At 74.5% G+C, this 22,555-nt stretch carries 21 protein-coding genes; 14 read left to right on the forward strand and 7 right to left on the reverse strand.

Features of this window, described 5'->3' with window-relative positions; translation table 11 throughout:
- From ACIA6C_RS10240 to ACIA6C_RS10250, 3 genes are all read left to right on the forward strand, one after another.
- Nucleotides 1-1,335: an MFS transporter gene (locus tag ACIA6C_RS10240; RefSeq protein WP_366079506.1), complete on the forward strand. Its 1,335-nt coding sequence runs from the start codon at nt 1-3 to the stop codon at nt 1,333-1,335.
- A 59-nt stretch (nt 1,336-1,394) separates the two neighbouring features.
- Nucleotides 1,395-1,952 carry an RNA 2',3'-cyclic phosphodiesterase gene (gene thpR, locus ACIA6C_RS10245; RefSeq protein WP_399274226.1) on the forward strand — a complete coding sequence of 186 codons (558 nt, stop codon included), beginning with the start codon at nt 1,395-1,397 and terminating at the stop codon, nt 1,950-1,952.
- 261 nt (nt 1,953-2,213) lie between these two features.
- A complete protein-coding gene (locus tag ACIA6C_RS10250; RefSeq protein ID WP_361134494.1) occupies nt 2,214-3,203 on the forward strand; it encodes an aldo/keto reductase in 990 nt (329 codons plus the stop codon).
- Nucleotides 3,204-3,312: 109 nt separating this feature from the next.
- Here ACIA6C_RS10250 and ACIA6C_RS10255 read toward each other — a convergent pair whose 3' ends face one another.
- Complete coding sequence (locus tag ACIA6C_RS10255) at nt 3,313-4,002, reverse strand: GDSL-type esterase/lipase family protein (RefSeq protein WP_361134496.1); 690 nt, start codon at nt 4,000-4,002, stop codon at nt 3,313-3,315.
- 76 nt (nt 4,003-4,078) lie between these two features.
- Here ACIA6C_RS10255 and ACIA6C_RS10260 point away from each other — a divergent pair, with 76 nt between their 5' ends.
- Nucleotides 4,079-5,068 (forward strand): WD40 repeat domain-containing protein, encoded by a 990-nt coding sequence (locus tag ACIA6C_RS10260; protein WP_399274229.1) that lies wholly within the window; start codon nt 4,079-4,081, stop codon nt 5,066-5,068.
- Between the two features lie 99 nt (nt 5,069-5,167).
- Here ACIA6C_RS10260 and ACIA6C_RS10265 read toward each other — a convergent pair whose 3' ends face one another.
- Nucleotides 5,168-6,076 carry a DUF3027 domain-containing protein gene (locus tag ACIA6C_RS10265; protein ID WP_361134502.1) on the reverse strand — a complete coding sequence of 303 codons (909 nt, stop codon included), beginning with the start codon at nt 6,074-6,076 and terminating at the stop codon, nt 5,168-5,170.
- A 342-nt stretch (nt 6,077-6,418) separates the two neighbouring features.
- Here ACIA6C_RS10265 and ACIA6C_RS10270 point away from each other — a divergent pair, with 342 nt between their 5' ends.
- The 4 genes from ACIA6C_RS10270 (at nt 6,419) to ACIA6C_RS10285 (ending at nt 9,984) form a co-directional block, all read left to right on the forward strand.
- The gene (locus ACIA6C_RS10270) at nt 6,419-7,780 is read left to right on the forward strand and encodes an MFS transporter (protein WP_366079511.1); all 1,362 of its coding nucleotides are present in this window, start codon (nt 6,419-6,421) and stop codon (nt 7,778-7,780) included.
- Between the two features lie 105 nt (nt 7,781-7,885).
- Entirely contained in the window at nt 7,886-8,383 is a 498-nt protein-coding gene (locus ACIA6C_RS10275; RefSeq protein ID WP_366079512.1) for a DUF2771 domain-containing protein, read from the forward strand.
- 7 nt (nt 8,384-8,390) lie between these two features.
- Nucleotides 8,391-9,119, forward strand: coding sequence for a futalosine hydrolase (locus ACIA6C_RS10280; RefSeq protein WP_366079513.1), 729 nt, complete (start codon nt 8,391-8,393; stop codon nt 9,117-9,119).
- On the forward strand, nt 9,103-9,984 hold the full coding sequence (locus ACIA6C_RS10285) for a 1,4-dihydroxy-6-naphthoate synthase (RefSeq protein WP_399274232.1): 882 nt from the start codon (nt 9,103-9,105) through the stop codon (nt 9,982-9,984). The genes ACIA6C_RS10280 and ACIA6C_RS10285 overlap by 17 nt, the downstream gene beginning before the upstream one ends.
- 60 nt (nt 9,985-10,044) lie before the next feature.
- Here the strand turns inward: ACIA6C_RS10285 and ACIA6C_RS10290 are convergent, their stop codons facing one another.
- Nucleotides 10,045-10,428: a cold-shock protein gene (locus tag ACIA6C_RS10290; RefSeq protein ID WP_030961842.1), complete on the reverse strand. Its 384-nt coding sequence runs from the start codon at nt 10,426-10,428 to the stop codon at nt 10,045-10,047.
- Nucleotides 10,429-10,603: 175 nt separating this feature from the next.
- Between ACIA6C_RS10290 and ACIA6C_RS10295 the strand changes: the two genes are divergently transcribed.
- Nucleotides 10,604-10,873 (forward strand): hypothetical protein, encoded by a 270-nt coding sequence (locus tag ACIA6C_RS10295; RefSeq protein WP_366079515.1) that lies wholly within the window; start codon nt 10,604-10,606, stop codon nt 10,871-10,873.
- 10 nt (nt 10,874-10,883) lie between these two features.
- Here ACIA6C_RS10295 and ACIA6C_RS10300 read toward each other — a convergent pair whose 3' ends face one another.
- Both ACIA6C_RS10300 and ACIA6C_RS10305 read right to left on the reverse strand, forming a co-directional pair.
- On the reverse strand, nt 10,884-11,537 hold the full coding sequence (locus ACIA6C_RS10300; RefSeq protein WP_366079516.1) for an HAD family hydrolase: 654 nt from the start codon (nt 11,535-11,537) through the stop codon (nt 10,884-10,886).
- A 490-nt stretch (nt 11,538-12,027) separates the two neighbouring features.
- A complete protein-coding gene (locus ACIA6C_RS10305) occupies nt 12,028-13,047 on the reverse strand; it encodes a hypothetical protein (RefSeq protein WP_399274235.1) in 1,020 nt (339 codons plus the stop codon).
- 97 nt (nt 13,048-13,144) lie between these two features.
- On the opposite strand from ACIA6C_RS10305, the gene ACIA6C_RS10310 reads away from it, so the two are divergent.
- The 3 genes from ACIA6C_RS10310 to ACIA6C_RS10320 all read left to right on the forward strand — a co-directional run bounded on the left by ACIA6C_RS10310 (nt 13,145) and on the right by ACIA6C_RS10320 (nt 18,099).
- A complete protein-coding gene (locus ACIA6C_RS10310) occupies nt 13,145-15,670 on the forward strand; it encodes a helicase-associated domain-containing protein (protein ID WP_399274237.1) in 2,526 nt (841 codons plus the stop codon).
- Between the two features lie 59 nt (nt 15,671-15,729).
- Entirely contained in the window at nt 15,730-16,320 is a 591-nt protein-coding gene (locus ACIA6C_RS10315; protein ID WP_399274239.1) for a DUF4291 domain-containing protein, read from the forward strand.
- Nucleotides 16,321-16,455: 135 nt separating this feature from the next.
- The gene (locus ACIA6C_RS10320) at nt 16,456-18,099 is read left to right on the forward strand and encodes a DNA repair helicase XPB (protein WP_190182814.1); all 1,644 of its coding nucleotides are present in this window, start codon (nt 16,456-16,458) and stop codon (nt 18,097-18,099) included.
- Here the strand turns inward: ACIA6C_RS10320 and ACIA6C_RS10325 are convergent.
- On the reverse strand, nt 18,065-18,940 hold the full coding sequence (locus ACIA6C_RS10325; protein WP_399274241.1) for a glycosyltransferase 87 family protein: 876 nt from the start codon (nt 18,938-18,940) through the stop codon (nt 18,065-18,067). The two genes, ACIA6C_RS10320 and ACIA6C_RS10325, sit on opposite strands and share 35 nt — an antisense overlap.
- A gap of 185 nt (nt 18,941-19,125) precedes the next feature.
- A complete protein-coding gene (locus tag ACIA6C_RS10330) occupies nt 19,126-19,311 on the reverse strand; it encodes a hypothetical protein (protein ID WP_361134538.1) in 186 nt (61 codons plus the stop codon).
- A gap of 481 nt (nt 19,312-19,792) precedes the next feature.
- Between ACIA6C_RS10330 and ACIA6C_RS10335 the strand changes: the two genes are divergently transcribed.
- Nucleotides 19,793-21,784, forward strand: a complete 1,992-nt coding sequence (locus ACIA6C_RS10335) for a HelD family protein (RefSeq protein WP_399274559.1) — start codon at nt 19,793-19,795, stop codon at nt 21,782-21,784.
- Nucleotides 21,785-22,143: 359 nt separating this feature from the next.
- On the forward strand, nt 22,144-22,470 hold the full coding sequence (locus ACIA6C_RS10340; RefSeq protein ID WP_399274243.1) for a hypothetical protein: 327 nt from the start codon (nt 22,144-22,146) through the stop codon (nt 22,468-22,470).
- Nucleotides 22,471-22,555: the final 85 nt, after the last annotated feature.

A 22,555-nucleotide genomic window follows, 5' to 3' on the forward strand; every position in this document is an offset into this window, starting at 1 on the left:
TTGAGTACGGGAACCGGAGCAGACTCCGCACCCGGCCACACATCCACCACTACGCGACCCGCGAGCCGGAACTCCATGTTCAGCTCGCTGAGGATCCGGAACTACCGGCTCTTCGCCACGGGACAGGTCGTCTCCAACACCGGCACCTGGATGCAGCGCATCGCCCAGGACTGGCTGGTCCTGTCCCTCACCGGCTCGGCCTCCGCGGTGGGCATCACCATCGCGCTGCAGTTCCTGCCGATGCTGATGTTCGGCCTCTACGGAGGCGTACTCGCCGACCGGCTGCCGAAGCGGCCGCTGCTGCTGGCCACCCAGGGCGCCATGGGCCTGACGGGCGTCGCACTCGCCGCGCTCACCCTCGCCGGACACGTCCAGGTCTGGCACGTGTACCTCGCCGCCTTCGTGCTCGGCCTGGTCACGGTCCTGGACAACCCGGCGCGCCAGACGTTCGTCCCGGAGATGGTCGGCAAGGACCAGCTCGCGAACGCGGTCAGCCTGAACTCCGCCAACTTCCAGTCCGCGCGGCTGGTCGGCCCGGCGATCGCCGGTGTGCTGATCACCGCCGTCGGCTCCGGCTGGGCCTTCCTGCTGAACGGACTGTCCTTCGCCGCGCCGATCGCCGCACTGCTGATGATGCGGACGCGTGAACTCCACCCGGTCGAGCGGCAGCCGCGCGGCAAGGGTCAGCTGAGGGAGGGCCTGCGCTACGTCGCCGGGCGGCCCGAGCTGATCTGGCCGATCGTGCTGGTCGGGTTCATCGGGACGTTCGGGTTCAACTTCCCGATCTGGCTGTCGGCGTTCGTCGGCACCGTGTTCCACGGGGACGCCGGGACGTACGGCCTGTTCAACACCCTCATCGCGGCGGGCTCCCTGGCGGGTGCCCTGCTCGCGGCCCGGCGCGGCCACTCGCGGCTGCGGGTGCTGGTCGCCGCGGCGGTGCTGTTCGGCGGGCTGCTGGTCGTGACGGCCTTCGCCCCGGCGTACTGGCTGTTCGCGGCGCTGCTGGTGCCGATCGGGATGTTCGGCCTGACGGTCAACGTCACGGCGAATTCGAGCGTGCAAATGGCCACCGACCCGGAGATGCGGGGCCGGGTGATGGCGCTGTTCATGATGGTGTTCACGGGCGGCACCCCGCTCGGGGCCCCGCTGGTGGGCTGGATCACCGACACGTACGGCGCCCGCGTCGGCATGGCGGCGGGCGGCGCGGTCTCCCTGATCGCAGCGCTCGCCATCGCCGTGGTCCTCTCCCGCGTCGGCAACCTCCGCGTCAGCCTCTCCCGCCACGGCGTGACCTTCGTCCCGACCACGGACCGCACGCTCGTCAAGGCGGCGTGACGCTACGGGGGGTGGGGGAAGTGCCCGGGTGGGCGGCCCGCGGGGCTAAGGTCGCCTCCATGAGGCTGTTCGCCGCCGTTGTGCCCCCGGCCGCCGCCGTCGCGGAACTCCGCGAGGCCGTCCGGGCCCTCACCCCCGACCCCGCGCTGCGGTGGACCGCGGAAGCGTCCTGGCACTTCACGCTCGCCTTCATGGGCGAGGTGCGCGCCGAACTGCTCCCCGAGCTGCACGCCCGCCTCGCCCGCGCGGCGGCCCGCACGGAGGCGTTCCCCCTGCGCATCCACGGCTCCGGCCACTTCGGCGACACCGCCCTGTGGGCCGGCGCCGCGGGGGACCTCGACCGGATGCGGCTGCTGGCCGAGCGGGCGGACGCCGCCGCCCGCCGGGCCGGGATCCCGATGGAGCAGCACCGCCGCTACACCCCGCACCTGACCCTCGCGCGCGGCTCCCGCGGTGCCTCCCTGCGCCCCCACCTGGACGCCCTCGCCCCCTTCGAGGGATCGCCCTGGCGGGTCGACACCCTCAGCCTCGTGCGCAGCCACCTCCCCACCCACGGGATCCCCGGCGAGCAGCCCCGCTACGAGGTGGTCGGCGCCTGGCCCCTGGCCGCCGCGTAGCGGCTCCCCGCCGGCGCCCGGCCCCGGCGGGGAGCCGCCGGACGGTGGCGTGTGAGCGGTGTCGCAACGGCCCCGCACGGGCGGGCGCCGGGTGTCGCGTTAGGCTCGACGGGTGGATCCCAAGACCAGAAACCGTGTCATGGCCGGTGTGCTCGTGCTGATGTTCGTCGTCGTCGCCGTGGCGGCCGCCGTCGGGCAGTAGCGACCACGACCCGCGGGGCTCTTGCTTCGAGTCGACTCGAAGCAGTTGGCTTGGGTCCCATGAAGTACACGCAGCTCGGACGCACCGGACTCAAAGTCAGCCGACTCGTCCTCGGCACGATGAACTTCGGTCCGCAGACAGACGAACCGACCAGCCACGGCATCCTGGACGCCGCGCTCGACGCGGGCCTGAACTTCGTGGACACCGCCAACGTCTACGGCTGGGGCGAGAACAAGGGCCGTACCGAGGCGATCATCGGCACCTGGTTCGCCCAGGGCGGTGGCCGCCGCGACAAGACGGTCCTGGCCACCAAGGTCTACGGGGACATGACCCCCGAAGGCGGCCCCTGGCCCAACCACGACCGCCTGTCGGCGCTCAACATCCGCCGTGCCGTCGACGCGAGCCTCAAGCGGCTCCAGACCGACTACATCGACGTCTACCAGTTCCACCACGTCGACCGCCGGACGCCCTTCGAGGAGATCTGGCAGGCCATCGACGTGCTGGTCCAGCAGGGCAAGATCCTCTACGCGGGCTCCTCCAACTTCCCCGGCTACAAGATCGCCCAGGCCAACGAGACCGCCGCCCGGCGCGGATCGTTCGGCCTGGTCAGCGAGCAGTGCCTGTACAACCTCGCCGAACGGCGCGCCGAGATGGAGGTCATCCCCGCCGCCCAGGAGTACGGCCTCGGCGTCATCCCCTGGTCCCCGCTGCACGGCGGGCTGCTCGGCGGGGTCATCAGGAAGGAGGCGCAGGGCGGGCGCCGTGCCTCGGGCCGCTCGGCGGACGCGCTGGCCAACAGCACCGTACGGGCGCAGGTGCAGGCGTACGAGGACCTCCTCGACAAGCACGGCCTGGAGCCCGGCGAGACGGCTCTGGCCTGGCTGCTGAGCCGGCCCGGGGTCACCGGGCCGATCGTCGGCCCCCGTACGTCCGAGCAGCTCGACAGCGCCCTGCGCGCGCTGGAACTGGAGCTGGACGACGCACTGCTGACGGCCCTGGACGAGATCTTCCCGGGCCCCGGCCCCTCCCCGGAGGCCTTCGCCTGGTGATCGGCCGGCCCCTGCCGGACGGCGGCCGCCAGGCGTCGCACGGGCGGCCGTCGCAGGGCGGCCGCCAGGCGGCGGCCGGTCAGGCGGCGGCCGGTCAGGCGGCGGCCGGTCAGGCGGCGGACGGCCGGTAGGGGCCGCCGATGGACCACGCCTGGTGGAGGGCCGACGCGAACTCGGCCGCCAGGCGGTGTTCCCCCGAGGCGTTGGGGTGCGTGCCGTCGTACGTGTCCTGGCCCAGCTCGTAGCCCTGCGGCCGCGCGGCCAGCAGGATCGGCGAGGCGGGGGTGGAGAGGTCCGCCACCGCCTTGGCGAGCAGCTCGTTGAAGTGGGCCACCTGGGCGGCGAAGGGCGCGTCGTAGTCGGCCCGGACGTTCGGTATGACGGGGAGCAGGACCATCCGGATGCCGGGGCGGGCGGCGCGGGCCTGCGCGATGAACCGGCGGACGTTGACGGCGGTCTGCGGCGCGTCGGTGTAGAAGCCGAGGTCTATCAGCCCGAGCGACACGAGCAGCACGTCCGGCTCGGCGGCGGCGACCGCCGGGCCGATCAGCGGGGCCATGTGCTGCCAGCCCTCGCCCCAGCCGGCCAGGTGGCGGCGGGCGTCCTGCGGGAACGCGGGGTCGGCGTACGCGTCGCTGACGGGCGCGTCGGCGGCCGCGTCGTACAGCGCGCCGCGCGGGCCGACGATGCGGAAGGAGTCGCCCAGGGTGGCGCACAGGTGCTGCCACATCCGGTAGCGCCAGGTGTAGTCGCCGGCGCGTCCGATGGTCATGGAATCGCCGACGAACATGAAACGCATCCGGTCATCATCGCGGATCACCGGTCCCCGGCAGCTGTGATGCCCGCCACGCCGGACGGCCTGGCAGGCTTGGGGAATGCGCCTGCTGCCGATCTCGACCGCCTTCGCCGCCGCCCTCGTCCTCACCGCCTCCCCGGTGGCGGCGTCCGCCGCTACCGGGGCCTCGGACTTCACCATCCAGGACCCGCGCATCACGGAGTCCAGCGGACTCGCGGCCAGCCGCATCCACCCGGGCGTCTACTGGACGCACAACGACAGCGACGACGGCCCGTACGTGTACGCGGTCGACTCCGCGACCGGCCGGACGGTGGCGCGGGTGACGCTGACGGGGATCGGGCGGCCGCGCGACGTCGAGGCGATCTCCCTGGGCCCGGACGGGCAGTTGTACGTCGCTGACATCGGGGACAACAGGGACGGCACCTGGGACCACGTCTGGATCTACCGCTTCCCGGAACCAAGGGAGTTGGGGGACGCGACGGTCAAGGCGGAGCAGTTCACGGTGCGGTACGCGGACGGCCCGCGCAACGCGGAGGCGCTGATGGTGCATCCGGTGACGGGCAGGGTCTACATCGCGAGCAAGAACGAGCGGACGGGCGGGCTCTACGAGGGGCCCGAGCGGCTCTCGGCGGACGGCACCAACGTGTTCCGGCGGATCGCCGACGTGCCGTGGGTGACGGACGGGGCGTTCTCCCCGGACGGCGGCCGGCTGACGTTGCGCGGGTACTTCTTCGCGCGGACGTACCCGTGGAAGGACGGGCGGCCGCAGGGCCCGGGGGAGGCGGTGGCCGCGCCGTGGCAGGGACAGGCGGAGTCGGTGACGTACTCGGCGGACGGCTCGGCGCTGATGTTCGGCTCGGAGGGGACGAACAGCCGGGTCATCGCGGTACCGCTGCGTCCGGCGGCGACCACCCCGCCCCCGTCGGCCGGGCCGGCCCCGGGCACCCCGGCCGCGCCCGCGAAGCAGGAACCGCAGCCCGGCACCTTCACCAAGGGCGCCCTGACCCTCCTCGTGGCCACGGCTCTGGTCCTGGCCGGCCGCCGTCTCGTCCGCCGCCGGGGCCGCTGAGTCCGGGGCCGCGGCCGGGACCACGCGGCCCGACAGCAGCGCAGCCCGGCGGCCGCGCAGCTGGGCGGCGGCGCGACGGCCCGTGCGCTGCCGGACCCGTCAGGAGTGGCCCAGGTCCGCCGGCGGAAGGTCCGCCACCGGCACCGACCCGGTGTCCTCGGCCGGGCGCAGGACGAACTCGTCCGAGCCCATCGAGTCCAGCACCGGCGGCGCCGGCCGCAACGGCTTCGGCATGACCGCGGCCTCCGAATGCCCGCCGCACCCGTAGGACAGCGACACCAGCCGCCCGTCCGCCGGACTGAACTCGTTCGCGCACACCCCGAAGGCCTGCCCCAGCGAGCCGCCGACCTTGACGAGGAACCCGCACGACACGCACGACGCCGGCGCCGCCTGCGCCATCGGGGTCTTCGCGCCGAACGCCTCGTCCCAGCGGTCGGCCGCCGTGTGCAGCCCGTACCGCGACAGCACCCGCGCCCGGCGCATGCCGAGCTCCTCGGCGACCGAGGTGATGGAGCCCCGTACCGGCACGACGACCCGGTCCGTGACGTCCGCGTCCTCCGCCTCGACCAGCTCGGCCATCTCCTCGGAGACCACCGAGTTGGGCGGCGGCGCGTCCTCGCCCGTCCAGCCGGGCTCCAGGCGCAGGTCGTCGGCCTCGGTCGGCAACAGGTCGCCGGGGCCGAGGTCACCCGGTCGGAGCCGCTCGCTCCACGGCACCCATTCGGGGGCGAGCAGCGCGTCGTCGCCCGGGAGCAGCACCGTTTCGTCGAGGGTGACGAGCTTCGCGCGGGAGGCGCGCGTCACGGTGACGGCCCACCGCCAGCCCCGGTAGGCGGGGTCCTTGCACTCGAAGAAGTGGGTGACGACCCGGTCGCCCTCGGAGACGACGGAGACATGCCCGCCCACCACTCCGGGGGCGGCGGCCTCCTCAGCCGCCGCACGGGCGAGGTCTACCGCCTCGGCACACAGGCGGTCGGGGGTACGGCTTCGCGTCGTCGCAGCACTCACAGGTCTCGTTCTCTCCTACGCCGTCTCACGAGTGCGCCGTCCGTACTGTCGTCCACAACGACCCGTCGGTCTTGTCCGTACGTAGCGCGGGCGGAGCGGACCAGAGGGCCGCGTCGACGTCCGCGCCCGATCGGCCTCGGGCGCACCTACCTGCAATCCATTCTGCGGGATCGCGAAGAGGCGCGCGGCCAAGAGCAACCGCCGGTGGCGCGCTACGCACGCTACCTCCTCCGACGGCTTCGGCCCACATGCAAGGTCCGATTCGCGGACAACCCGGTCCGGCCAGGTGCCCGAAACGCGCCGGGAGGGGTCCGTGAGGGCCGAGTGGGGCACTATGGCCAGGTGACACCCGTACGGTCGTCCGCCGACGGCCCGGGACCGGCCAGGCGGGCCGGCCGGGCCGTCGGTCGTGCCCTGCACCTCCCGATCACCGGGACGGCCCGCGGGATCCGGCGGGCCACGCACGCGCACGGGGCGGGCGAATCGGGGCTCGGCAAACTCATCGAGCTGCACGCCATCAACGGCGCCGGCGATGTGATGATCACGGTGGCCCTGGCGTCGACGGTGTTCTTCTCCGTCCCCACGGACGAGGCACGCGGCCGAGTGGCCCTGTACCTCGCCATCACCATGGCCCCCTTCACCCTGCTGGCCCCGGTGATCGGTCCGCTGCTGGACCGGCTGCCGCACGGGCGGCGGGCCGCGATGGCGAGCGCGATGCTCGCGCGGGCCCTGCTCGCGGTGATGATGTCGGGCGCGGTGGCCACGGGCGGACTGGAGCTGTACCCGGCGGCGCTGGGGGTCCTGGTCGCGTCGAAGGCGTACGGAGTCGTGCGCAGCGCGGTGGTACCGAGACTGCTCCCGCCGAAGTTCTCACTCGTCAAGGCGAACTCGCGGGTCACGCTGGCCGGGCTGCTGGCCACGGGCGCGGCGGCGCCGGTCGGGGCCGGGCTCCAGGCGATCGGACCGCCGTGGCCGCTGTACGGGGCCTGCGCGATCTTCATCTGGGGGACCTTCGCGGCGTTCACGCTGCCGCACAAGGTGGACGAGGCGAAGGGGGAACGGCGCGCCCGGCTGTCCAGCCACGAGGCGCACTCGCGCAAGCCGGGGCTGCGGACGATCAGCCGGCCGGTGCTGTGCGGGCTGCTCGCGAACGCCGCCATGCGGGTGCTGTCCGGGTTCCTGATCTTCTTCCTGGCGTTCCTGCTGCGCGAGCACCCCCTGGCGGGGCAGAGCGCGGCGGTGTCGCTGGGCATAGTCGGCGTGGCGGCGGGCGTCGGCAACGCGGGCGGTACGGCGGTGGGCGCGTGGCTGCGGGCGCGGGCCCCGGAGACCATCATCGCGGTGGTGCTGACGGTGACCCTCGGGGTCGCGGTGCTGGCGGCGGTGTTCTTCAGCGGGCTGCTGGTGGCGGTGCTGGGCGCCACGGCGGGCTTCTGCCAGGCCCTCGCGAAGCTCTCCCTGGACGCGATGATCCAGCGCGACGTCCCGGAGTCGGTGCGCACGTCGGCCTTCGCCCGCTCGGAGACGCTGCTCCAGATGGCCTGGGTCCTGGGCGGCGGGATCGGCATCGTGCTGCCGCTGAACGGCGTACTGGGCATGTCGGTGGCGGCGGCCGTCGTGGCCACGGGCACCACCCTGGCCCTCCGCGGCCGCCTCGCCACCCCCCACCACCAGCCGGGCTCCTCCCGCCCCAGGGTGGCCTGAACCGGCCCCGCCGACACCGGCGGCCGCACCGCGCAGCGGCGCCGCAGCCACGCCTGAACACCCCCGTGCGGCGGTGCGGCCGACCGGCCCGATAGCCTTCGGCTCATGACCGCACCGCTTATCCCGGGTAGGGCCCGCCGCAGCGTCGCGGCCCTCGGAGCCGTGTCCGCCGGCCTCCTCCTCATCTCGGCCTGCGACAACGCCAAGCCGACCCCCCTCGCGACCGTGACCGTCGGCAGCTCCACGGTGTCCTCCCAGGCCGCCTGCCGCCCCGCCAAGGGCGAGGAACTCTCCGTCGAGAAGGTCCAGGCCTGCCTCGCCAACGTCAAGGACGCCAAGACCATCGAGTACGGCCGCGGCGACACGCTGCGCCTGGGCGTCGAGCCCGCCGTCGTCGAGGACGACAAGAAGTGGCAGGCGGTCCTCGACGGACAGCCGATCACCGAGCCCTCCGCGAACACCTACCGCAGCTTCGCGGGCGCCGACGTCTTCGCCACCGGCGGCCAGGGCGAGGCCCCGGCCTCGAAGATGCTGGGCTTCGTCCAGGTCGGCCCGGACGGCAAGCCGCTCGCCGTCTGGACCTTCAAGGTCAAGCTCAAGTAGCCGCACCGTGCGCGTGCTCATCGTGACCGCCGTGGCCGCGGAGGCAGACTCCGTGACCGCCGGTCTGACCCCTCATCCGGATCCGGTCACCCCGGAGCCGCGCACCCTGCCCGGCCGGTATCCGATCCACCGCCGGGACCTGCCCGGTCTCGCCGCCGACGTGCTCGTCGGCGGCGTCGGGCCGGCCGCCGTCGCGGCCGCCACGGCCACCGCGCTGGCGCTGGCCGACTACGCGCTCGTCGTCTCCGCCGGCATCGGCGGCGGGTTCCCGCCCGCCGCCCCGCCCGGCTCCCTCGTCGTCGCCGACGCGATCGTCGCTGCCGACCTCGGGGCCGAGACGCCCGACGGGTTCCTGCCGGTGGACGCGCTCGGCTTCGGCCACAGCGTGCACCTGCCGCCCGCCGAGCTCGCCGCCCGGGCCGCCGAGGCCACCGGCGCGCTGCTCGCGCCCGTCCTCACCGTCTCCACCGTCACCGGTACCGCCGCCCGGGCCGCCGGGCTCGCCGCCCGGCACCCCCTCGCCGGCGCCGAGGCCATGGAGGGCTTCGGCGTGGCGGAGGCGGCCGCCGCACACGGGCTGCCCGTCCTGGAGGTCCGGGCGGTGTCCAATGCCGTCGGGCCCCGCGACCGGGACGCCTGGCGGATCGGGGACGCGCTGGCCGCGCTCGCCGACGGCTTCCGCGCGCTGGGACCCGTACTCGTCCACTGGGGAGAACACCATGAGCGGCAGCCCTGACACCCGCGTCGACGCCATCGGCGGCACTCCGGTCCGCATCGCCTATTCGCCGTGCCCCAACGACACCTTCGTCTTCGACGCGTGGGCGCACGGCCGGGTCGCGGGCGCCCCCGCCCTCGACGTCACCTTCGCGGACATCGACGTCACCAACGGCATGGCCGAGCGCGGTGAGCTCGACGTGCTCAAGGTGTCCTACGCGGTGCTGCCCTGGGTCCTGGAGGAGTACGCGCTGCTGCCCTGCGGCGGGGCGCTGGGACGCGGCTGCGGCCCCCTTGTGCTCACCCGTGAGCCGGGCACGGACCTCGCGGGGAAGACGGTCGCCGTGCCGAGCGAGCGTTCCACCGCGTACCTGTTGTTCCGGCTGTGGGCGGCCGACGTGCTGCCCGCGCCGGTCGGCAAGGTGGTGGTGCTGCCGTTCCACGAGATCATGCCGGCGGTGCGCGACGGCCGGGTGGACGCCGGGCTGGTCATCCACGAGGCCCGGTTCACCTATCCGGACTACGGGTTGCACTGTCTGGCCGACATGGGCGAGCACTGGGAGGGCACCACCGGCCTGCCCATCCCGCTCGGCGCGATCATCGCCAAGCGCTCGCTGGGCGCGGACGCGCTGCGTGCGCTGGCCGAGTCGGCCCGTACCTCGGTGCGGATGGCCTGGGACGACCCCGAGGCGTCCCGTCCCTACGTGCGCGCGCACGCGCAGGAGCTGGACCCGGCCGTCGCCGACCAGCACATCGGGCTGTACGTCAACGAGTTCACCGCGGACCTCGGCGTCGACGGGTACGCGGCCGTCCGCGGGCTGCTGACCCGGGCCGCCGCGGAGGGTCTGGTACCGGCCATCGCACCGGACGCGCTGCGCTTCCCGTAGCCGCGAACGCCGGTGCCCCGCCCCCCTTCGAGGGGGGCGGGGCACCGGCGTCACACCGTCTCAGACGTCGAGCTGGTCGGCGACCGCCCGCAGCAGCCCGGCGATCTTCGTGCCGTGCGTCTTGTCGGGGTAGCGGCCGCGCTCCAGCATCGGCGTGATGTTCTCCAGCAGGGTCGTCAGGTCCTGCACGATGGAGGCGAGCTCGTCCGGCTTGCGGCGCTGGGCGGCCGCGACGGACGGCGCCGGATCCAGCACCGTCACCGAAAGCGCCTGGTCACCGCGCTGCCCGGCGACCACGCCGAACTCGACGCGCTGGCCGGGCTTGAGGGCGTCCACCCCGGCGGGGAGCACCGACGAGTGGACGAAGACGTCCCCGCCGTCGTCGCGGGAGAGAAAGCCGAAGCCCTTCTCACTGTTGAACCACTTGACCTTGCCGGTAGGCACGTCCGTCCTCTGTTCTTGTGCGTGTCGGGTCCGAAGGGCCGTGTGACGGCTCCGGACAGCAGTGCAGCGGGTCCCCTGACCCGCCACCTCCAGGCTAATGCTCAGGAAACGGGTGACAAGTCGTTACCCGGTCCTTCCCGCACCGCTGCTTCGGCCAGGGAACTACCCTGGTGGGGTGACTGTTACTCCTCATCCCGATCACGACGACGCGCCCCGGCCGGGCGACGGACTGGTCCGGGCCGGCGGCATCGTGTTCATCGTCGGCGCCGTCGCCACGCTGGTGACGATGGCGCCGCTGTTCCTCGGCACCGACCCGTTCCCGTCGTACGCGTGGGCGGTGTGCATGCTGATGGGCGTCGGGTTCGCCGTCTCGGCGGCGGGCGTGGTCCGCTCCGCCGCCGCGCAGCGCAGGGCGGCCCGGGAGTCCCGGACCGCCACGGGCTGAGGGCCGCGGGTCAGACCTCGCGGGTACGGACGTACTCCTCCAGCCACTCGGGCAGCGCGGTCAGGTCCGTGAGTACGACGTCGGCACCGGCCGCGCGCAGTTCGGGCTCAGGGCAGGGGCCGGTCGGCACGGACACCGACACCGCGCCGGCGGCGCGCGCCCCGCGTACGTCGCCGACGTGGTCGCCGACGTAGACCTGCGCCCCGTACTCCCGCAGGGCCTCCGCCTTGGCCTCGGCCCACAGCCAGCCGATGACGGCGTCGGGCTCGATGCCGAGGTGCTCCAGGTGCATGCGGGCGTTGGGCTCGTTCTTGGCGGTCACGACGATCGCCCGGCCGCCGAGCCCCTGCACGGCCTTGATCGCCTCACGGGCTCCGGGCATCGCGGGGGTGGAGTGGATGGCGTGCGTGGCGTAGATCTCCCGGTACCGGTCGACCATCGCCGGGATCTGCTCCTCGGGGAACCACCGGGCGAGCTCCTCCTCCAGCGGCGGCCCGAGCCGGGTGACGGCCTCGTCGGCGTCGATGAAGGTGCCGGTCTCCGCGGAAAGCGCCTGGTAGTTGGCTCTGATGCCGGGGCGGGAGTCGATGAGAGTCATGTCGAGGTCGAATCCGACCGTCAACTGCGGGACGGGGGGTGCGGTGGGGGGCGTCTCGGAACTCATGCGAGCCATTGTGCCGAGACCGGTCAGGCCGGAGGGGGCGCGGGCTCGGCCCCGGACGGCCGGGGGATGAAATGTAGGGACTTGTCAGCCCAGAACCCCCCTTCCGCTATAGGCCTCCTCAAGTAATCCATGACGCCGTGTCGAACCAACCGGAAACCCCACCACCGCTTACCGGCCGTTAAGTCCGAAATCCACCCCCCTGCGGTGATTCCTTTTCAGCCCGGTCCGCCCTGAATCCGGCCACCCCGGACCCTCCGACCGGGCAGCCGCCCCTGCAACCCGGCCCCGCCGGCGTTCGAGCAAACCCGGCCCCGTCGGCGTTCGAGCGAACCCGGCCCCGCCGGCGTTCGAGCGAACCCAGCCCCGTCGGCGTTTGAGGCGCGGGGCGCGGGGCGGAGCCCCGGAAAGCCCGGCGCAGCCGGGGCAGCCGCTTCGCGCAGCGGCGCCGCAGACGAACCGGCCCGCAGCGCCGCGGCGCCGCATGCGCACCTCAGGCCCGGCGCGCGCGCCACGCCACGTACGCCGCCGCCACCACGCCGGACACCCGCGCCAGCACGGGCCACATGTCCTGGAAGACCGCCCCCAGTTCCTGGTCCCCCAGCGCCTCCCCCCAGCGCCCGGCGTGCCGTCCCCACAGCCACACCACGGCGCCCGTGAAGACCACGCCCGGCACCCCGAACACCACCGCCTTGCGCTCCGTCGGCCCGAGCACCCGGGACGCGTACGGCAGCAGGAAGCCGACCGCCAGGACCAGCCAGTACCCCGACACCGCCCCCGCGACCAGCACCACCGCCGCGAGCAGCAGGAACGCGTTCGGCTTCGGCCGGGAGGCCGCCACCGGAACCGGCACCGCGGCCGGCACCGGCGCCGACCCCGCCGAGACGGCCTTCCGCCGCTCCCGCAGGGCCCGTACGACCACCCGTACCCGGGACGACGTACCCGGCGCCGCCCCGGTGGCAGGGGCCGCCTCCGGCTCGGCGTCCTCGGCGTCCTCGTCCTCCCCGAACCGGTCCGGGATCTCGATCCCCCCGGCGAACCCCTCCACCTGCGGTCCCGCCCCGTACCCGCCGGGCCCGAGCCGCCACCAGTCCGGCTCGCCGTCGTCCCCGTCGCCGAGCTCGTCCAGCCCGGCCAGGTGCGGCGGCACGTTCTCCGCCGCCCGCGGCTCGGGCACGCCCGGCTCCCCGCCGAGCAGCTTGCGCCGCACGCCCCCGCGGCCGCCGACCCGCTGCTCCGGCACGGCGGGCACGGGCGGCGCGGGGCGCACCTCCGGCGAGGCCGACGCCCCCGCCGCCCCCGCCAGCACCTCCTCCGGCGTTCCGATCCGCTCCAGGATCCGCCGAACCGCCGCCGGCGTCTCCGGCTCGTACTTGGCGCGCCGCCGGTCGATCTCGTCCCGCAGCCCCGCCACCAGCCGCATCCGGTCCCCCGACGACAGCTGCCTGCGCTGCGCCAAGTCCCCGACCCTGCTCAGGTATTCGTAGACCAGCTGGTCGCTCTCGATCCCCACGCCCCGCCTCCTCCCGTCCCGCCTGACCCGAAGGTAGCGCGTACGCCGTGGAGCCGCTGGCGGCGCAACGCAGACCGCAGCGGATACCGTTGACCGGATGGGGACCGGCCGACGGACCGGCCGACGCGACCAGGAGGCGACCGTGCCCGACCCAAGCACCGCGGAGCCAAGCACCGCCCAGGCCCGCACTGCGGAAGCCCGCACCCCGGCGGCCGCCGCCCCGCGCTCCCTCGCCGAGGCGCTGCGCGCCCGCGACGACGTGGCCCTCGCCGCGCTGCTGCACGCCCGCCCGGACCTGCTGACCCCGGTGCCCGGCGACGTCACCCAGCTCGCCACCCGGGCCGGGACCCGCGCCTCCGTGGTCCGCGCCCTGGACCGCCTCGACCGGTTCGCCCTCCAGACGGCCGAGGCCCTCGCGGTGGCCCCGGACCCCTGCCCGTACCCGGTGCTGGAGTCGCTGCTGGCCGGTGACACGGGCAGCTCCGGCGAGGACAACGGTGCCCGCTCCGCCCTCCCCGGGGCGCTGGGCACCCTGCGCGACCAGGCCCTGGTGTGGGGGGACGACGACCGGCTCCGCCTGGTCCGCACCGCCCGCGAGCTGCTCGCCCCCTCCCCGACCCGCCCCTCCCCCACCGGGCTCGGCCCCACCGTCGCCGAGGCCACCTCCGGGATGTCCCCGACCCGGATCCAGGAGATCGTGGCGACCGCCGGGCTGCCCGCCACCCACGACCCCGTCTCCGCCGTGTCCGCACTGACCGCCCTGTTCACCGACCCCGAGCGGATGTCGGCGCTGCTGGACCAGGCCCCGGCGGAGGCCCACCAGGTGCTGGGCCGGCTCGTGTGGGGGCCGCCGTACGGGGAGGTGACCCCCGATCCGACCCCGCCGGTGCGCTGGCTGCGCGACCGGGGCCTGCTGCTGCCCGCCTCGGCGCGCACCGTCGTACTGCCCCGGGAGGTGGCGCTGCACCTGCGCGGCGGGCTCGCGCACCGGGTGACGGAGCCGGTCGCGCCCCCCGTGCGGCTGCACCGCGAGCACCGTCCACAGCTTGTGGACGCGAACGCGGCGGGCCAGGCGCTGGCGGCGCTGTCGACCGTGGAGGAGCTCGTCAAGTCCTGGGAGCACGCCGGTCCCCCGGTGCTGCGGGCCGGCGGCCTGTCCGTACGGGACCTCAAGCGGACCGCGGCCACCCTGGACACCACCGAGCAGTCGGCGGCGTTCTGGGCCGAACTCGCCTACGCCGCCGGACTGGTGGCCGGTGACGCCGAGGCGGACGAGCGGTACGCGCCCACCCCCGCCTTCGACGGGTGGCTCGAACTCCCGCCCGCCGAGCGCTGGTCGGTGCTGGTCCGGGCGTGGCTGCCGGCGACCCGCACGGCCGGGCTGGTCGGCGAACAGGACAGCAAGGGGCGTACGTTGTCGGCGCTCGGCCCCGAGCTGGACCGCTCGGCCGCAGCCGAGGTCCGCCACCGGGTCCTCGCGCTCCTCGCCGAGCTGCCGGAGGGCGGCTCGCCCGAGCCGGACGCGCTGCTGGCCCGGCTCGCCTGGGAGCGGCCGCCGCGCGGCACCAGCGATCTGCGGGCCCGCCTCGCGCGGTGGACGCTGACCGAGGCGGAGGTCCTCGGCGTCACCGGCCGGGGCGCGCTCAGCGCGTTCGGCCGCGCCCTGCTGGAGGGCCGCGACCCGGCGCCGGTGCTCGCCCCGCAGCTGCCGGAACCGGTGGACCACGTCCTGCTCCAGGCGGACCTGACGGCCGTGGCACCCGGCCCGCTGCGGCGGCCGCTCGGGGACACCCTGGCGGTGCTGGCGGAGGTGGAGTCCAAGGGCGGGGCGACGGTGTACCGCTTCACGCCCGGGTCGGTGCGCCGGGCCCTGGACGCCGGGCACACCGCCGTCGACCTGCACGCCTTCCTCGCCGAGCACAGCCGCACCCCGGTCCCGCAGCCGCTGTCGTACTTGATCGACGACGTGGCCCGGCGCCACGGGCACCTGCGGGTCGGCGCGGCCTCCTCGTACCTGCGCTGCGACGACGACGGCATGCTGAACGAGATCCTGGCCGACAAGCGCTCCGCCGGGCTGGGGCTGCGCAGGCTCGCTCCGACGGTGCTGGCCGCGCAGGCCGAACCGGGAACCCTGCTCGACGGGCTGCGCACGATGGGCTACGCCCCGGCCGCCGAGTCCCGGACGGGCGACGTGCTGGTGGCCCGGGCGGACGCGCACCGCTCCCCGGCGCGGTCGGCGCCCGCGCCGGTGCCGGACGGCCCGCCGGTACCGGACGCGACCCTGCTCGGGGCGGCGGTGCGGGCGATCCGCGCGGGCGACCTGGCGGCGACGGCGGTACGCAAGGAGCCCGCCGCCACCCCCTCGGGCGGCAGCGGCCCCGGTGACCTCCCGCGCACGAGCGCGGCGGAGACCCTGGCGACGGTGCAGGCGGCCGCGCTGACCGGCTCGGCGGTGTGGATCGGGTACGTGAACGCGGAAGGCGCGGCGAGCCAGCGCGTCATCGCCCCGGTCCGGGTGGAGGGCGGCTTCGTCACCGGCTACGACCACACGGCGGACGAGGTCCGCACCTTCGCCCTCCACCGCATCACGGGCGTGGCGGAACTCGCGGAGGACCAGGTCTGAGGGCTGTCCGGGGGTAAAACCGCTGGCCCGGCGGCCCGGGCACCCCGCACCCTGGGGGCATGTCCGCACAGCCGACCCGCGCGATCCGCGCCGCCCACACCGCTTCCACCGTCACCGTCTACCAGGCGTACGCGCCCGCCCTGGGGCTCCCGGCGGCCCGTGACGGGCGTTTCCCGGCGGCCTGGAAGCGCGAGCGGATGACCTGGATCAAGCCCTCGTTCCTGTGGATGATGTACCGCTGCGGCTGGGCCACCAAGGCCGACCAGGAGACGGTGCTGGCCGTCGAGATCACCCGCGAGGGCTTCGACCGGGCCCTGGCCGGGGCCTGCCTGTCCCACTTCGAGCCCGGCACCCACACCGACCGCGCCGCCTGGCGGGAGGCGCTGTCCCGCTCGGCGGCCCGGGTGCAGTGGGACCCCGAACGGGACCTGTACCTGAACCCGTTGCCCTACCGCTCGCTCCAGCTGGGCCTGTCGGGCCCGGCCTCCCGCGCCTACGCCGACACCTGGACGGTCTCCATCCGCGACGTCACCCCGCTCGCGCGCGAGATCCACGCCCTCCTGCGCTCCGGCCGCCCGGACGCCGCCCGCGCCCTCCTGCCCGCCGAACCCGCGTACCCCGCCGGCCCCCTCCCCCACCTGGGCGCGTAGTCCTCCTCGCCCGGCGGCCCGCGAACCGTCCCGCCCGGCGGCCCGCGAACCACCACGACCGCGCGGCGATACGGCAGACTGGAGGTTTGGCCGTCCGCGCCCGGGCGGACCACCCCACGCCGGAAAGGGACGCGTGTGAACGGGCCTCTCATCGTCCAGAGTGACAAAACCCTTCTTCTCGAGGTCGACCACGAGCTGGCCGGGGCCGCGCGGCGGGCCATCGCGCCCTTCGCCGAGCTGGAGCGGGCGCCCGAGCACATCCACACCTACCGGATCACCCCGCTCGGGCTGTGGAACGCCCGGGCCGCCGGGCACGACGCCGAGCAGGTGGTGGACGCGCTCGTCGAGTTCTCCCGCTACCCCGTGCCGCACGCGCTGCTCGTCGACGTCGCCGAGACCATGGCCCGGTACGGGCGGCTGACCCTGTCCAAGCACCCCGTCCACGGGCTGGTGCTGACCAGCACCGACCGGCCGGTGCTGGAGGAGATCCTGCGGTCCAAGCGGATCACCCCCCTGGTCGGGGCCCGGCTCGACCCGGACACCGTGGCCGTGCACCCCTCCGAGCGCGGCCAGATCAAGCAGACCCTGCTCAAGCTGGGCTGGCCGGCCGAGGACCTCGCCGGGTACGTCGACGGCGAGGCGCACGCCATCGACCTGGTGGAGGACGGCTGGGCGCTGCGGCCGTACCAGCAGCAGGCCGTCGAGGGCTTCTGGCACGGCGGCTCCGGTGTCGTGGTGCTGCCCTGCGGCGCCGGCAAGACGCTGGTCGGCGCGGGCGCCATGGCGATGGCGAAGGCGACCACGCTGATCCTCGTCACCAACACCGTCTCGGCCCGGCAGTGGAAGCACGAGCTGGTCAAGCGGACCTCGCTGACGGAGGAGGAGATCGGCGAGTACTCCGGCACCCGCAAGGAGATCCGGCCCGTCACCATCGCCACCTACCAGGTGCTGACGACGAAGCGGAAGGGCGTCTACCCGCACCTGGAGCTGTTCGACTCGCGGGACTGGGGCCTGATCCTCTACGACGAGGTGCACCTGCTGCCCGCGCCGGTCTTCAAGTTCACGGCCGACCTCCAGGCCCGGCGGCGGCTCGGCCTGACCGCGACCCTGGTCCGGGAGGACGGCCGCGAGTCGGACGTGTTCTCCCTGATCGGCCCCAAGCGGTTCGACGCGCCGTGGAAGGAGATCGAGGCGCAGGGCTACATCGCGCCGGCGGACTGCGTGGAGGTGCGGGTCAACCTCACCGACTCGGAGCGGCTCGCGTACGCGACCGCCGAGACGGAGGAGAAGTACCGCTACTGCGCGACGACCGCGACGAAGCGGAAGGTCACCGAGGCGCTGGTGCGCAAGCACCGGGGCGAGCAGACCCTGGTCATCGGGCAGTACATCGACCAGCTCGACGAGCTGGGCGAGCACCTCGACGCGCCCGTCATCAAGGGCGAGACCTCCAACGCGCAGCGCGAGAAGCTCTTCAACGCCTTCCGCGAGGGCGAGATCAGCGTGCTCGTCGTCTCGAAGGTCGCGAACTTCTCCATCGACCTGCCGGAGGCGACCGTCGCGATCCAGGTGTCCGGCACCTTCGGCTCGCGCCAGGAGGAGGCGCAGCGCCTCGGCCGGGTCCTGCGCCCGAAGGCGGACGGGCACGAGGCCCGGTTCTACTCGGTCGTCGCGCGCGACACGATCGACCAGGACTTCGCCGCGCACCGCCAGCGCTTCCTGGCGGAGCAGGGCTACGCCTACCGGATCATGGACGCCGACGAGCTGCTGGCGAGCGACTGACCCCGGCCGGGCGGGCTTCGGGCGGGCGGCCGTCGGGCGGGCGGCGCTCGGCCCACCGGGGCGCCGCCTCCGCGACGGGTGACCTCGGCGGGGGCACCCGCGCGGCCGGGCCCCGACGGCGGCCGGCGGCGCGCGTCAGGAACGCCAGCAGCGGGACGCACCAGACCCACAGGTGCGGCAGCTCGGGCAGCAGGGCCCGGCCACCGGCGGCGAAGTGGCGGGTCCAGAACTCGGCGGAGGCCTGCGGCAGGACGAGCAGGCCCAGCAGGCCGGTGCCGGCGAAGGCGGCCAGTGCCGTCAGGCCGGTCCGGATCCGGCCTGTCAGCAGCAGGTACGGGATGAGGACCGCCGGGGTCAGGGTGATCCCGGCGGCGGTGCCCAGCGCGAAGCCCTTGCCCAGCGCCGCGCGCGGCCGGCCGAGGTCCCAGACGGCGACGCAGGCCAGCGCCAGGTTGATCTGGCCGGGCAGCGGGCTCTGGAACAGCGGCTCCGCCCACAGCCCCGCGACGGTGGCGGCCAGGACGTGCCCCGGCCGGGCCCGCAGTCCCGCGAGGCGGCAGGACCACAGGGTCAGCAGGGCGAGCAGGCCCGCGCTCCCCAGGACGAGCACGGCCTTGAGGACCCCGGCCGGCAGCCAGGCGGCGGGCGTGAACAGGATCGCGGCGAACGGCGGATAGGCGGCGGGCGGGCGCCACTCGGCGGCGGAGAAGCCGTGGACGAGGGCGTTGGCCGCCGGGACGCGCGGGGCGATGCAGAGCACCCCCAGCGCGAGCAGCGAGCCGGTGATCAGCAGGCGGTAAAGGGGCGACGGCGAGCGGGCGGGCTCGGGGCTCGGGGTCACGCGCGTGACCCTAGTGGATCAGTGGCCCCGGCAGTGGTCGGCAGTGGCCCGACAGCGGATCACTGGCCGGACGCCGCCGGGATCAGGCCGGTTCACGGCACGTCGAGCCGTGCACCGGACGCCGACACGACCCGAACGGGCGCCGCCCGCCGTGCACCGGCGCCGACCGCCGCGGGCCATCCCGATCAGCGGCGTATGAGGCCCGTCTCCTCGGAGTACTCACCGAGGACGACGACGCTCACGGCGGCCGCGGCGAAGACCTTCGCGGCGCGCAGGACGTTGCCGACGCGGTGGCGGGGACGGTGGTCGGAGGTGGCGGTGGCGCCGCGAGGGCGGCCGCCCTGGATCGGGGTGAGGGTTGCGGTGCTCATGTATCCATGGTGCGTTTCCTCCCCCGATGTCGCATCGCCCTGAGGGACGAACCGCCAGGCTTCCCGCCTCCTCCTGCGGGCGCACGGCCGCCCCTAGGGCCCTGCCCAAGGTCTGACACCCCCCGGTATGACACCCACACGGAGTATCCGGTCACCGGCCCTGCACCGGACGTGGTCCCCCGGCCCGGCCCTGCCCGTAATCCATTCGCGTACCGGGCGCCCGATGACTACACTCGCCGCTCTTGCCGCCTCCCTCCGCCCCATCGGGAGAGCGCCCGCCGGCCGGTACCGGCGGGCACGTGTCCGTACCGCACCGCTCCCCCGGAGCGGGCTCCCGCACACCAGCCGTTGGAGGCAGTCCGTGCCCGCGCACGCCCCAGAGCCCGCAGCCCCCGCCCGGGCCGAAGCAGAAGCCGACGCCGCCCACCCCCTCGCACGCGAGCAGGCGCACCTCACCGCCTCCCGCGCCGCGCTCCGCGCCATGCGGGAGGACGTCGAGTCCCTCGACATCCGCGACGTCACCGCGAACTGGGTCAACGCGGTCGTCCTCCAAGGCCAGATCGACGACCGCATCAAGGCCCTCGCCGACCTCGCCCACACCCCGCTCTTCTTCGGCCGCCTCGACTACCTCCACGCACCCGGCGCCGACCTCGCCGAGGGCGCCGGAGGCGAGCAGTTCTACATCGGCCGCCGCCACGTCCACGACGCCGACGGCGACCCCATGGTCATCGACTGGCGCGCCCCCGTCTCCCAGCCCTTCTACCGCGCGTCCAAGGCCGACCCCCAGGACATCGCCCTGCGCCGCCGCTTCGGCTACACCGGCGGCGAACTCACCGCGTACGAGGACGAGCACCTCAGCGATCCCGCCGAGAGTGCCGCCGTCAGCAAGCTCCTCCAGCAGGAGATCGAGCGTCCGCGCGTCGGCCCCATGCGTGACATCGTCGCGACGATCCAGCCCGAACAGGACGAGATCGTCCGCTCGGGCCTGTCCGGCTCCGTCTGCGTCCAGGGCGGCCCCGGCACCGGGAAGACGGCCGTCGGCCTGCACCGGGTCGCGTACCTGCTGTACGCGCACCGCGAGCGCCTCGCCCGCACCGGAACGCTCGTCATCGGACCGAACCGCTCCTTCCTCCACTACATCGAGCAGGTCCTGCCGGCCCTGGGCGAGCTGGAGGTCAAGCAGGCCACCGTCGACGACCTCGTCGCCCGCGAAGGCCTGGAGGTACGCGCCGCGGACGCCGCCGAAACCGCCGTGGTCAAGGGCGACGCCCGGATGGCGGAGGTGCTGCGCCGAGCCGTCCGCTCGCACGTCGGCACGCCCGTCGAGCCGCTGGTGGTGGTGCGCGGGTCGCGCCGCTGGCGGGTGCCCGCGTACGAGCTGGAGGAGATCGTCTCCGAGCTCCTCGACCGCGACATCCGCTACGGCGCGGCCCGCGACGCGCTGCCGCAGCGGATCGCGCACACCGTCCTCGTCCGCATGGAGCAGGCGGGCGAGGCCCCCGACGACCGGGTGCAGGACGCGGTGGCCCGCAACCCGGCGGTCAAGGCCGCCGTACGGGAGGTCTGGCCGGCGGTGGAGCCGGCGAAGCTGGTGCTGCGGCTGCTGTCGGACGCGGAGTTCCTCGCCGCCCACGCGGACGGGGTCCTGTCGGACGACGAGCAGAAGCTGCTGCTGTGGCCGAAGCCGTTCCGCAGTGTGAAGTCGGCGAAGTGGACGGCCGCGGACCTGGTCCTGATCGACGAGGCGGCGGACCTGGTGGAGCGCACGCACTCGCTGGGCCACGTCGTGCTCGACGAGGCGCAGGATCTCTCGCCGATGCAGTACCGGGCGGTGGGGCGGCGCTGCACGACGGGCTCGGCGACCGTACTGGGCGACCTCGCGCAGGGCACCACCCCGTGGGCGACGCGCAGTTGGGACGAGGCGCTGGCGCACCTGGGCAAGCCGGAGGCGGTGCTGGAGGAGCTGACGGCCGGGTTCCGCGTACCGCGCGAGGTGATCGCGTACGCGTCACGGCTGCTGCCGGTGATCTCGCCGGGGCTGGCGGCGGTGTCGTCGGTCCGTGAGACGCCGGGCTCGCTGGTCGTCTCGGAGGTCGCGGCGACGGACACGGGCGCGGAGCTGACCGCCGCGGTGGTCGCGGCGTGCGAGGACTCCCTGCGGTACGAGGGCTCGATCGGCCTGATCGCGGCGGACGCCCGGATCCCGGAGCTGGCGCGGGCCCTTCAGGCGGCGGGGCTGCCGTACCTGGCGCCGGGCGAGGAGACGACGGAGCGGGCCCGGCTGACGCTGGTGCCGGCGTCGCTGGCGAAGGGCCTGGAGTACGACTACGTCGTGCTGGACGAGCCGGCGGCGGTCGTCTCGGGCGAACCGGACGAACGCACCGGCCTGCGCCGGCTCTACGTCTGCCTCACCCGAGCCGTCTCCGGCCTCCACCTCCTCCACGCGGCCCCGCTCCCCGAAGCCCTGGCCTGACGCGCCAGGCGGCCCCGCTCCCGACGGCCCCCGCACGGGAGCGGCTGCCGGACCGGATGCCGGCCCACCCGTAACTCCGGTGGACACGAAGCCCGGAGGGCCGGACGAGGGAATCACCTCGTGCAGATGCCCCGGCCCGCCCCGGCGGGCCGGGGCCCACGAGGCACGGGGCCCGTGAAGGGCCACCGCTCCGGGAGGCCCGCGGGCCCCCGTTCCCGCCGGGCCGGGCACGCGCCGTGCGATGGTCGCCGCGTGGTGCCCCCTCAGCCGTCGCGTGGTCCCCGCTCGGCCGTCTTGTCTCCGAGAGAAGTCCGGGCCGCTACGACGTCAATGTCAAGAGCGCCCAACCCGGAGTGGACGTGTCCGTCCAGGGCGGCACCGCCACCAACAGGTTCATCGCCAGCGGCTCCGCCAACGACGACGGGGAGTTCAACTCCAGCGGCTTCATCCCGGCCGGCAAGGTGACCGCCTCTTCGGGCGACGACAAGGCCACGTGCGGCACGGTCAAGGAAGCCGAGCAGCAGGACGCGCAGACCCAGTACTCCAAGGGCTACCAGAAGGGCTTCGACGACACGAAGGCCCACTGCAAGATGACCCAGCAGAACAACCTCACCCAGCTCGACCCGAACTACGAGAAGGGCTACAACGCCGGCGCGAAGGCCGCGCTGGACAGCAAGTTCTGCTGACTCCGCCGGGGCCGCCGGGCATCGCGCCGCCCGCGCGACGGGGTTGACGGCACGTCAACCCCGTTGCGCGACGGCCCTGCGGTAC

It is taken from the genome of Streptomyces sp. NPDC051578, assembly GCF_044454045.1.
In the GTDB taxonomy this organism is placed as follows: Bacteria; Actinomycetota; Actinomycetes; order Streptomycetales; family Streptomycetaceae; genus Streptomyces.